Origin of the sequence: Buttiauxella agrestis ATCC 33320 (genome assembly GCF_000735355.1) — a bacterium.
Taxonomy (GTDB): domain Bacteria; phylum Pseudomonadota; class Gammaproteobacteria; order Enterobacterales; family Enterobacteriaceae; genus Buttiauxella; species Buttiauxella agrestis.
Window position 1 is genome coordinate 15,777 of the sequence record NZ_JMPI01000063.1, and the last position, 12,085, is coordinate 27,861.

9 protein-coding genes are annotated in these 12,085 nt (G+C 52.3%); 5 read left to right on the forward strand and 4 right to left on the reverse strand.

The features are described 5' to 3' along the window. Positions 1–317: 317 nt before the first annotated feature. Positions 318–2,336 carry an NADPH-dependent 2,4-dienoyl-CoA reductase gene (locus tag GBAG_RS17665; RefSeq protein WP_034498751.1) on the forward strand — a complete coding sequence of 673 codons (2,019 nt, stop codon included), beginning with the start codon at positions 318–320 and terminating at the stop codon, positions 2,334–2,336. Positions 2,337–2,443: 107 nt separating this feature from the next. Here the strand turns inward: GBAG_RS17665 and rlmG are convergent, their stop codons facing one another. Next, positions 2,444–3,580: a 23S rRNA (guanine(1835)-N(2))-methyltransferase RlmG gene (gene rlmG, locus GBAG_RS17670; protein WP_034498752.1), complete on the reverse strand. Its 1,137-nt coding sequence runs from the start codon at positions 3,578–3,580 to the stop codon at positions 2,444–2,446. A gap of 106 nt (positions 3,581–3,686) precedes the next feature. Between rlmG and GBAG_RS17675 the strand changes: the two genes are divergently transcribed. Continuing rightward, entirely contained in the window at positions 3,687–4,187 is a 501-nt protein-coding gene (locus tag GBAG_RS17675; RefSeq protein WP_034498753.1) for a M48 metallopeptidase family protein, read from the forward strand. A gap of 55 nt (positions 4,188–4,242) precedes the next feature. Here GBAG_RS17675 and GBAG_RS17680 read toward each other — a convergent pair whose 3' ends face one another. Continuing rightward, positions 4,243–5,880, reverse strand: coding sequence for a dihydroxyacetone kinase subunit DhaK (locus GBAG_RS17680; RefSeq protein WP_034498754.1), 1,638 nt, complete (start codon positions 5,878–5,880; stop codon positions 4,243–4,245). 135 nt (positions 5,881–6,015) lie between these two features. Here GBAG_RS17680 and GBAG_RS17685 point away from each other — a divergent pair, with 135 nt between their 5' ends. Then, positions 6,016–7,518 (forward strand): helicase HerA-like C-terminal domain-containing protein, encoded by a 1,503-nt coding sequence (locus GBAG_RS17685; protein ID WP_034498756.1) that lies wholly within the window; start codon positions 6,016–6,018, stop codon positions 7,516–7,518. 71 nt (positions 7,519–7,589) lie between these two features. On the opposite strand, the gene lptG is transcribed toward GBAG_RS17685, so the two are convergent. Beyond that, complete coding sequence (gene lptG, locus GBAG_RS17690; protein ID WP_034498758.1) at positions 7,590–8,669, reverse strand: LPS export ABC transporter permease LptG; 1,080 nt, start codon at positions 8,667–8,669, stop codon at positions 7,590–7,592. Further along, complete coding sequence (gene lptF / locus GBAG_RS17695) at positions 8,670–9,773, reverse strand: LPS export ABC transporter permease LptF (RefSeq protein ID WP_034498760.1); 1,104 nt, start codon at positions 9,771–9,773, stop codon at positions 8,670–8,672. Positions 9,774–10,048: 275 nt separating this feature from the next. Here lptF and pepA point away from each other — a divergent pair, with 275 nt between their 5' ends. Both pepA and GBAG_RS17705 read left to right on the forward strand, forming a co-directional pair. Further along, positions 10,049–11,560 (forward strand): leucyl aminopeptidase, encoded by a 1,512-nt coding sequence (pepA, locus tag GBAG_RS17700; RefSeq protein ID WP_034498761.1) that lies wholly within the window; start codon positions 10,049–10,051, stop codon positions 11,558–11,560. A gap of 64 nt (positions 11,561–11,624) precedes the next feature. Continuing rightward, positions 11,625–12,083: a DNA polymerase III subunit chi gene (locus GBAG_RS17705; RefSeq protein ID WP_034459595.1), complete on the forward strand. Its 459-nt coding sequence runs from the start codon at positions 11,625–11,627 to the stop codon at positions 12,081–12,083. Positions 12,084–12,085: the final 2 nt, after the last annotated feature.

A 12,085-nucleotide genomic window follows, 5' to 3' on the forward strand; every position in this document is an offset into this window, starting at 1 on the left:
AACTGTAATTGGTCATAATTGTAGCTTTATCACACTCAATTAAATAAAAAATAAAAGAGTCTGATAATTCATAACTGGTGGAAATGAAAAACCGAGATACATAATAAATATCCCCTTTAAAAAGGTTATTTATGAATAGAGAAACGCAAATTCATAACTTTGACGGAACCAGGCAGGAAAAGGCATCAGTCAAAAAACATCTGCATTTTTTGATTCCCATCACAATCATTCGACAACTTTCCCCCATTTTCTCTGCTTCCCGCTAAATTACTAACTCATCCGACCACATAATAATAATGACCCTGCAGGAAGAGAATATGAGCTATCCGTCGCTGTTTGCCCCGCTGGACCTGGGTTTTACCCAGCTTAAAAACCGAGTGCTGATGGGTTCGATGCACACCGGGCTTGAAGAGCACCCGAACGGTGCCGAACGTTTAGCAGCCTTTTATGCCGAGCGCGCGCGCCATGGTGTGGCGTTGATTGTCACGGGCGGCGTAGCCCCTTCACCTTCGGGCGTTGGCGTGGAAAGCGGCGCGGTGCTCAATGACGCAAGCCAACTTGCCCATCATCAAGTTGTGACCGAAGCCGTACACCGTGAAGGTGGCAAGATTGCGCTGCAAATCCTGCATACCGGGCGATATAGCTACCAACCCAACCCGGTTGCCCCATCTGCCATTCAGGCACCGATTAACCGCTTTAAGCCTCACGCGCTGAGCCACGAAGAAATCCTGACCCTCATTGAAGAGTTCGCTCAATGCGCGAGCCTGGCGCAACAGGCTGGATACGATGGCGTCGAAATCATGGGTTCCGAAGGCTATCTGATTAACCAGTTTCTGGCAGCCAGAACCAACCAGCGCGACGACGAATGGGGCGGCGATTACTCGCGGCGTATGCGTTTTGCCATCGAAGTCGTGCGTGCGGTTCGCGAAAAAGTCGGTGCGAATTTCATTATTATTTATCGCCTGTCGATGCTGGATTTGGTCGATGGCGGCGGCACCTTTGACGAAGCCGTAGAGCTTGCAAAAGCTATCGAAAAAGCAGGCGCGACGTTGATCAACACCGGTATCGGCTGGCATGAAGCTCGCATTCCAACCATTGCCACGCCGGTTCCGCGCGGGGCATTTAGCTGGGTGACGCGCAAACTGAAAGGGCTTGTTTCGATCCCGCTCGTCACTACCAACCGAATTAACGATCCACAAACAGCCGAGAAGATCCTTGCTGATGGCGATGCCGATATGGTGTCGATGGCGCGGCCATTCCTCGCCGATGCCGAGTTTGTTTCTAAATCGCAGCAAGGTCGCGAAGATGAAATAAATACCTGTATTGGCTGCAACCAGGCATGTCTGGATCAGATTTTCCTCGGTAAAGTCACCTCCTGCCTGGTGAATCCTCGTGCCTGCCACGAAACCAAAATGCCCGTCGTTCCGGCATCAGTTCGTAAAAATCTGGCCGTGGTTGGCGCAGGCCCAGCAGGATTAGCTTTTGCCGTCAACGCCGCAGCACGCGGCCACAAAGTGACGCTATTTGATGCCGCTTCGGAAATTGGCGGGCAATTTAACATCGCCAGGCAAATTCCCGGCAAAGAGGAGTTTTACGAAACGCTGCGCTATTACCGTCGTATGTTAGGGATTACGGGCGTGGAAGTTCGCCTGAATCAGTACGTCACCGCCCCGCTGCTTAAAGAGTTCGACGAGATTATTCTCGCCTGCGGTATCGAACCGCGTCTGCCGCTTATTGACGGGATCATGCATCCTAAAGTTCTGAATTATGTCGATGTACTGCGTGAGAAAGCTCCGGTGGGTGACCGCGTGGCGATTATTGGTGCCGGAGGTATTGGCTTTGATACGGCGATGTATCTGAGCCAGGAAGGAGAGTCCACCAGCCAGAATATTGCTGAGTTTTGCGTGGAATGGGGTATCGACACCAGCCTGCAACATGCGGGTGGGTTACGCCCGGAAGGTGCTCAACTGCATAAAAGCCCGCGCAAGATTGTCATGTTGCAACGCAAAACCAGTAAACCGGGTGAAGGATTAGGCAAAACAACAGGTTGGATCCACCGCACAACGCTGCTGGCACGTGGCGTAAAAATGCTGGCAGGAGTCACTTATGAACGCATAGACGACGAAGGTTTGCACATTACGGTAGGCGGAGAGCCGCAGACATTAGCCGTGGATAACGTGATTATTTGTGCCGGGCAAGATTCGCGTCGTGAGCTGGCGCAACCGTTACGCGAACTGGGGAAAACGCTGCATTTGATTGGTGGTGCGGATGTGGCGATGGAACTGGATGCCCGACGCGCAATCGCGCAAGGCACCCGTTTAGCGCTAGAAATTTAGCGCTAAACGTCGGATGACACTGCGCTTATCCGACCTACAGGCCAGGTTTTGTAGGGTGGATAAGCAATAAGCGTCATCCACCACTTTTAGCAGAAGTGACCAAACGTTTAGCGGAGACGGCCTAGTTTCACGGCTTTAAGCACCACAAATTTCTTATTGGTCGCAACAGTGTCGCAGTTACCGAAGATCTTTTTCAGTTTGTGGTAGTAATCCAGATGGCGGTTAGCAACGATGTACAGCTCGCCGCCATTTTGCAGACAACGACGCGCATGGTGGAACATTTCCCACGCCACCTGGTCGGTCAAAGAGTGCTGCTGATGGAACGGCGGGTTACACAGAATCGTGTTAAAGCGGTAAGGCTCCACACCAGACAATGCGTTGTTAATCATAAACTCGCAGCGATCCAGGTTTTCCGGCATGTTGGTTTCAACATTCAGGCGGCTAGATGCAACGGCCATCGGTGATTCATCAACAAATACCACGTTCGCTTCTGGGTTTTGCTCAAGCAAGTGCAGGCCAATCACGCCATTACCACAACCTAAATCGACAATTTCACCTTCCAGATTGGTTGGCAGATTCTCGATAAAGAAGCGTGCGCCGATATCCAGACCGGTGCGGGAAAAGACGTTTGCGTGGTTGTGAATCGTCCACGGCGTGCCTTCCAGCTTCCAGCTCAGGGTTTCCGCAGTGTCTTTCAGAACCGGTGCGCTGAACGTTGCGTTGATCAAACGCGCTTTTTTCCACGCCAGAGTGGTGGTGGTCGGCCCGATGATTTTCTCAAACAACTCGATGGTGGAGTTGTGAATATCACGCGTTTTAGCACCCGCAATAATGCGAGTTTCAGGCGTCACGACTTCGTGCAGGGCACGCAATTGCTGTTCGAGCAAAGCTAAGGTTTTAGGGATCTTAATCAGAACCACGGCCGGAGCTTGCGGATATTTCGCGGTGCTATCGAGGAACGTGACGCTGGACTCAACGATGCCGTTCTCGCGCAGGTTCTCACGGATAGCCAGTTCGCTAAGATACGAGTCGCTGATGCTATACGGCTTGTGTTCAGCCAGCACGCAAGACAGCGCCCCGAAATTGTCATTAAAAATCAGGACCGGGCCACTGATTTCGATTTCGTCCAGTTGCTGCAAAAGATAATCATCGGCAGCTTCCCACGCCTGTAGTGGGTTAACGTCGTCCGTTTCTGGAAAACGTTTTAGTGTCAGTGAACGGAAACCGTTGTCTAATTGGCTCATCGGCCCTCCTGGATGGTAAAATTTCGGCTAATCCCCGAATGGGGGCGTGAGTATACCCTTTTTTTTCCAAACTGCCTTTTGAAAGACGTCAAGCAAGAGAGAACTCATGAGCAATTTAACTTATCTGCAGGGATATCCGGAACATTTGCTCTCGCAGGTTCGTACCCTGATTGCGGAACAACGTCTGGGCGAAGTGCTGCAAAAACGCTACCCGGATACGCACAACATCACCACCGACAAAGCGCTGTATGCCTGGACGCAAGATTTGAAGAGCCAGTATCTGCGCAATGCGCCGCCGATTAATAAAGTGGCGTATGACAGCAAAATTCATGTGCTGAATAATGCGTTGGGTTTGCACACGGCAGTATCGCGCGTTCAGGGAAATAAGCTGAAAGCTAAAGCGGAGATTCGCGTGGCAACGGTGTTTAAAAATGGGCCAGAAGCCTTTTTACGCATGATTGTGGTTCACGAACTCGCGCACCTGAAAGAGAAGGATCACAACAAGGCGTTTTACTCGCTGTGCTGCCATATGGAGCCGCAATATCATCAGCTTGAGTTTGATACGCGGCTTTGGTTGACGCAAATGGCGTTAAGCGGCCAGGCTTAACCGGGGAAAATGGTGGATGACGCTAGCGCTTATCCACCCTACAAAATCGACACAATCACTTCATTCCTGCAAACACCGCCGCAATCGCCACCGCTCCTGGGTCTTTCACCCCGTTCAGGTTTTCGCTGTTCACATATGATGAGCGCCCGGCGTTGGCTTTTTGCATCTGCGCGGTAGCTTCAGCCCCTTTATTCGCAGCTGTCACCGCAGCGCTCAGGTCGCTGTTTTTCAAGGCTTCGAGCGCAGGCTGCAACGCGTCGATTAAGGTACGATCGCCTAAATCAGCGCCGCCGTAGCGTTTCATCTGCTCAAGCCCAAACAGCAAGGCGTCTGCAAGAGGCTGCTTTTTAGCGACTTCCTGCCCGCTGGCGGTAAAGAAAATCGACATCAACACGCCGCTCGAACCGCCCATTACCGTTGCTAAACGCTCGCCTATTAATTCCAGCAGTGCCGCCGTGTCGTTTAATGGCAGCTTGCCGTCATCGTTAAGCTGCGCGATTTCCCTCGCCCCCAACGCGAACGTCGAGCCGGTATCGCCATCGCCCACTTTGGCATCCAGCGCATTCAATGCATCTTCCTGCTCGATAAGCGTGCGGGTAATGGTGGCGACCAGCGCTTTAACGGCGTCGTTTTCCGACGGTTTCGCATGGGTTCCGCCGTGGATCACACGGTGCTTTTGCAGCGGCATTGGGTCGAGTATCACCAGCGGTTGCCAGCCCGCAGTTTCAACATCGGCCTGCAACGCTTCGATAAATGTCTCATTGAGCGCGATGGCAGAAAGCGAGAACCCTTTCATATCTAAAGCGGTCACCAGTGCGGCAGGGCCAATCAAATAGTCGATTTGCTCTTTGAGTTCTGAATGCACCAGCTCTTTCGTCAGCAGGGCCATTTCCAGCGCAGACGTTCCACCAAGGTTATTGATGAGCACCGCAAGCCGGGCTTCCGGCCCCGTAGCCTTGCGCAGGTGTGTAACCAACGCGGCAATCGTCTTCTGGCTGTTTTGGCTATCAATTGTGCTGGCTCCAGGCTCACCGTGAATCCCGAGGCCCAACTCAACATGCCCCCTTTTGATGCGCCCTTCTTCATCATTCTGACCCGGAAGATTACAAGTTTGCATGGCGACACCCATGCTGGCAATGCTGTCGCAAGCAAGTTGCGCGATGTCTCGAACATCGCTTAATGACTTGCCCTGCTCTGCGGCATAGCCCGCAATTTTGTGCACTAAAATCGTTCCGGCAATGCCTCGCGGCTGTTTATTGTCGGGCAGCGAAACATCATCGCCGACGATAACCATCTCGACTTTCAGCCCATGCTTTTTAGCGCGTTCAGCGGCGAGGCCGAAATTAAGACGATCGCCGGTGTAGTTTTTGACGATGAGTAGACAACCCCGGTCGCCAGTCACTGCCACAATCGCGTTCAACACAGCGTCTACACTCGGCGAGGCAAATAAATCGCCACACACTGCCGCAGTTAGCATCCCTGTACCGACAAATCCTGCATGTGCCGGTTCATGGCCAGAACCACCACCAGAAATTATCGCGACTTTGCTTTTGTTCCAGTCTTTGCGCACGACGACGCGGATGGCGGGGTCAGTATCTAAGCGGGTCAGATTGCGAAAACGAGAACTGATAATGACGCCTTCAATGGCGTCGTCGACCATGTGCTTACGGTCGTTAAAGAAGAATCTGGACATAGTTTCCCAATAATAAGTAATACATATGCAAAGCATAGCCTTTGCTGCGAGAGCTGCCGCAATCCTGGATTTTGGCTAATGACGAACGTCTGCCGCTTGCTATGCTTATGGAAATGTCGCCACAGGGAATTCATCATGATTGCGCCGCTCCTGATTGCCAGAACCACCGAACAAGAACTGCATTTGCTGCCCAGTATGGCGAACCGTCATGGGCTGATAACCGGCGCTACGGGTACGGGTAAAACTGTCACACTGCAAAAGTTGGCCGAATCGTTTTCCGAAATTGGTGTGCCGGTATTTATGGCGGATGTTAAGGGCGATCTCACCGGCGTTGCACAAGCTGGCGTCGAGTCTGAAAAGCTGCTCGCAAGGCTTGCAAAAATCGGTGTGAATGACTGGTCGCCACATGGTAATCCAGTGGTGCTGTGGGATATCTTCGGCGAGAAAGGCCACCCGGTGCGGGCAACGGTTTCTGACCTCGGGCCACTCCTGCTTTCACGGTTACTCAACCTCAACGACATTCAGGCCGGGGTGCTGCAAATCATCTTCCGTATTGCTGACGATCAGGGCCTGTTACTCCTCGATTTCAAAGATCTACGCGCGGCGACTCAGTATATCGGCGATAACGCCAAATCGTTCCAGAACCAGTACGGTAATATCAGCAGTGCGTCTGTCGGAGCCATTCAGCGTGGGTTGTTGCAGCTTGAACAACAAGGCGCCGAGTTTTTCTTTGGCGAGCCGATGCTGGATATCAAAGACTGGATGCGCACCGATGCAAACGGCAAAGGCATTATCAATATCTTATCCGCCGAAAAGCTCTATCAAATGCCAAAGCTATATGCTGCCAGTTTGCTCTGGATGTTGTCAGAAATCTATGAGCAATTGCCCGAAGCGGGGGATCTGGAGAAACCGAAGTTGGTGTTCTTCTTTGATGAAGCGCATCTGCTGTTTAACGATGCACCGCAAGTGCTGCTCGATAAAATCGAGCAGGTGATTCGCCTGATTCGTTCTAAAGGCGTTGGCGTTTACTTTGTTTCCCAAAATCCATCAGATATTCCGGATACGGTGCTGGGGCAGCTTGGTAACCGCATTCAGCATGCGCTGCGCGCCTTTACTCCCAAAGATCAGAAAGCGGTGAAAGCAGCAGCGCAAACCATGCGTGCTAACCCTAAATTTGATACTGAAAAAGCGATTCAGGAGTTGGGTACCGGCGAAGCTCTCATCTCTTTGCTGGATGAAAAAGGCAGCCCGACGGTGGTCGAACGTGCGATGGTTATCGCCCCTTGTTCACGTATGGGGCCCGTGACTGATGATGAAAGAAATGGGCTGCTAAACCACTCGCCATTGTACGGGAAATACGACGAAACCGTTGACCGTGAATCGGCTTATGAGCGCCTGCAACAAGGTGTTCAGGCCGCAGGTGAGCAACAAAATGCACCACCCGCGAAAGGCGAATCAGTAGCCGTTGATAACGGTATTCTTGGCGGGCTGAAGGATATTCTGTTTGGCACCACCGGGCCACGCGGCGGCAAGAAAGATGGCGTCGTGCAAACCATGGCGAAGAGCGCTGCGCGCCAGGTGACGAATCAAATAATACGCGGTGTGTTGGGGAGCATTATGGGCGGGCGTAAACGGTAATCTTCCCGATAAATAAGAAAGAAGTGGTGGATGTCGCTGACGCTAATCCACCCTACAAAACCAATCAGTTATTAGCCTGAGCGCTTCATCATCAGCCACAAACTGATTAAGAAGAACGTCGCACTTGGCAACAACGCACCGAGAATCGGCGGAATGTTATACACCAGGCTCAGTGGGCCAAAGATTTGATCGAGCACGTAGAACACGAAACCGAAGCTGATACCGGTGACGACACGCACACCCATTGGCACGCTACGCAGCGGCCCGAAGATGAACGACAAGGCCATTAACATCATCACCGCAACAGAAAGTGGTGCAAAGATTTTGCTCCACATGTTGAGCTGATAACGCCCGGCGTCTTGCCCGCTGGACTTCAGGTATTTCACGTAATTATGCAGGCCGCTTATCGAGAGCGCATCCGGGTCAAGAGCAACGACACCTAGCTTGTCCGGCGTGAGCTTGGTTTTCCACTCACCGCTCACAGTCTGAGCACCGGTAATTTGTTTCTCATTGCTCAGGTTAGATTCATCAACCTGAGACAACCGCCATACTTTGTGTTCCGCGTCGTACTGTGCGGAGGCGGCATAGCGAACCGATTGCAACCGACGATCCTGGTTAAAGCTGTAGATACTGATTCCCGCGAGGTCGTTGTCGCTTTTCACGCGTTCGATATAGACGAAGTTCTGGCCATCTTTCGCCCACAAACCTTGCTGCGTGGTTAACAACGAACCGCCGTACATTTGTTGTGCACGGTAGTTACGCGCCATTTGTTCGCCTTGCGGGGCAACCCATTCACCAATCGCCATCGTCAGCAATACTAGCGGAATCGCCGTTTTCATTACTGACAATGCAATTTGCAGACGCGTAAAACCCGATGCCTGCATGACAACCAGTTCACTACGTTGCGCCAGCATCCCCAACCCCAGCAATGCACCAAGCAGTGCAGCCATTGGGAAGAAGATTTGAATGTCTTTTGGCACACTCAGAACGGTATACACACCCGCGCCTAAAGCGGAATAACTGCCCTGCCCGGCTTTTTTGAGCTGGTCGACAAACTTAATAATGCCCGACAGCGACACCAGCATGAACAATGTCATCATGATGGTGGTGAAGATGGTTTTACCGATATAACGGTCGAGAACACCAAACATTTATGCCGCTCCTCGTGTTTTGCTAAAGCGTGCACGTAGCTGGCGCATCGGCACCGTGTCCCACACGTTGAGCACCACTGCGATGGCAAAATAAACCAGGTTAACCAACCACATCCAAATCATCGGGTCGATTTTCCCCTTCGCTGCGTTAGATTTCAGCGAGGTCTGAAGCAGGAAGAAGACCAGATAGAGCAACATGGCAGGCAACATAGAAAGCACGCGACCCTGGCGCGGGTTGACCACGCTTAACGGAACCACCATCAATGCCATAATAAATACGGTCACAATCAGCGTTAAACGCCAGTGCAGTTCGGCTCGCGCATTTGGCGCATCGCTTGCCCATAAAGTACGTAGGTACATCTGACTGGAATCATCAGGGTCAAGCGCTACGGTCTGGTGCCCCACAATTGCCTGGTAATCCTGGAAGTCGGTAATGCGGAAATCGCGCAATAATGCGGTCCCTTCAAAGCGTGTGCCGGTGTTTAGCGTGACAACCTGCGAGCCGTCCGGGCGTTGAGATAACTGGCCGGAATCTGCCACCACCACGGAAGGGCGCGCATTGCCTTTCGGGCGTAATTGCGCAAGGAACACATCTTTGAAGCTGGCGCCGTCTACGCTTTCAATAAACAGCACAGAGTTACCGTCAGTCGCTTGCTGGAACTGCCCCTGAGCGAGTGCCGCCATTCCAGGGTTAGCCTTGGCTTCCGCCAACACTTCGTCCTGGTGACGAGAGGACCATGGTCCTGCCCACATCACGTTGACGGTTGCGACCACGCCGGTAAAGAGTGCGAGAATCATTGCAGCTTTGATAAGCACCGCTTTACTCAAGCCACAGGCATGCATTACCGTGATTTCACTCTCGGTATACAAACGGCCAAGCGTCATGAGTAGCCCAAGGAAAAGGCTAAGAGGCAGGATAAGCTGCGCCATTTCAGGCACACCCAGTCCTAAAAGGGAAAATACGAGATTTGTCGGAATTTCGCCGTCAACCGCCGCACCCAGTATCCTGACCAGCTTCTGACAAAAAAAGATCAGCAGCAGGATGAAAAGGATCGCAAGTTGGCTTTTGAGCGTCTCCCGAACCAGATATCTTATGATAATCACATTAAATACGCCTGTGAAAACGAGTCTTTTTGCAGGAAAATCGCTTGTTTCATCGCTTATACGTCATTTATTCTCTTGAGTCGTCGAAAACATCGCTAAGATTAAAAAGCCCGGCATGATTCTGGTGCAGGGTGATTTAAATGACGTCGCCGAAACTGTAAAAACATACTCGTAAGATTAACACGAAGTCATCGCAACCGCGGAGATGAGTTACGAAAGCTTGCAATTCTAGCCGTAGCCACCGCCGTTGTCTTTAAGATTCAGGAGCGTAGTGCATGGAGTTCAGTGTAAAAAGCGGTAGCCCCGAGAAACAGCGTAGTGCCTGCATCGTTGTGGGAGTCTTTGAACCGCGTCGCCTGTCCCCGGTCGCCGAACAACTCGATAAAATCAGCGATGGCTACATCAGCGCACTTTTGCGCCGTGGTGAGCTTGAGGGAAAACCCGGTCAAACTTTATTGCTTCACCACGTTCCGAACGTGCTCTCCGAGCGCATTCTGCTGATTGGGTGTGGCAAAGAGCGTGAGCTGGATGAACGTCAGTATAAGCAAGTTATCCAGAAAACAATTAATACTCTAAATGATACTGGCTCGATGGAAGCCGTTTGCTTCCTGACCGAACTGCACGTTAAAGGCCGCAACACTTACTGGAAAGTACGCCAGGCAGTGGAAACGGCAAAAGAGTCTTTGTATAGCTTCGATCAGCTGAAGACCAATAAAAGCGAGCCACGTCGCCCGCTGCGTAAAATGGTCTTCAATGTGCCAACTCGCCGCGAACTGACCAGCGGTGAACGTGCGATTCAGCACGGCCTGGCGATTGCTGCGGGCATTAAAGCCGCGAAAGATTTGGGCAATATGCCACCAAATATCTGTAATCCTGCGTACCTGGCTTCTCAGGCGCGCCAGTTAGCGGATGCTTTCAGCAAAAACGTAGTGACTCGCGTGATTGGCGAACAGCAGATGAAAGAGCTGGGCATGCACTCTTACCTCGCGGTAGGGGATGGTTCCCAGAACGAATCGCTGATGTCCGTCATCGAGTACAAAGGCAGCACCGATCCTGAAGTGCGCCCAATCGTGCTGGTGGGTAAAGGCCTGACGTTCGACTCCGGCGGTATTTCCATCAAACCTGCCGAAGGCATGGACGAGATGAAATACGACATGTGCGGTGCCGCTTCTGTTTACGGCGTGATGCGCATGGTGGCCGAACTGAATCTGCCGATTAACGTGATTGGCGTGCTGGCAGGCTGTGAGAACATGCCTGGCGGGCGTGCTTATCGCCCAGGTGATGTGCTGACTACCATGTCTGGCCAGACGGTAGAAGTGCTGAACACCGATGCTGAAGGCCGCCTGGTGCTGTGTGATGTGCTGACCTATGTTGAGCGCTTCGAGCCTGATGTGGTTATCGACGTGGCAACGTTAACCGGCGCGTGTGTGATTGCCCTTGGCCATCACATTACCGGTTTGATGTCTAATCACAATCCGCTGGCGCACGAGCTTATCGGCGCGTCCGAACAAGCGGGTGACCGGGCATGGCGTTTGCCAATTAGTGATGAGTATCAGGATCAACTGGAATCTAACTTTGCTGATATGGCAAACATTGGTGGCCGTCCTGGTGGCGCAATTACCGCAGCCTGCTTCCTGTCGCGCTTTACCCGTAAGTACAACTGGGCGCACCTGGATATCGCAGGTACGGCCTGGCGTTCTGGTAAAGCCAAAGGTGCGACTGGCCGCCCGGTTGCGCTGCTGTCACAATTCTTGTTGAACCGCTCAGGGTTTAACGGCGAAGAGTGATTTAGCGCCCTCCCCCTCTCCTCCGGGAGAGGGGAAAACCCATTACCTGGAAAAAGCTGGCTCAATGAAAAACGCGACGTTCTACCTGCTCGACAACGACACGCCTTCCGGTGAGTTGAGTGCCGTTGAAGCGTTGGTTTGTGAACTGGCGGCAGAAAGCTTTCGCGCAGGCAAGCGCCTGCTGATTGCTTGTGTTGATGAACAACAGGCTATCCGTCTGGATGAAGCACTCTGGCAGCGCGATGCGCATGCATTTGTCCCTCATAATCTTGCCGGTGAAGGGCCACGCTACGGCGCCCCGGTGGAACTGGCCTGGCCGCAACGTCGTGGAAGTTCACCACGCGATGTGCTGATTAGCCTGTTGCCGCAGTTCGCAGATTTTGCCACCGCTTTCCATGAAGTGATAGACTTCGTACCTTACGAAGACACTCAAAAACAACTGGCCCGTGATCGCTACAAAGCCTATCGCGTTGCTGGTTTCCACTTGACTACGGCGACTCATACCCCGCCGGGAACGACATAGCA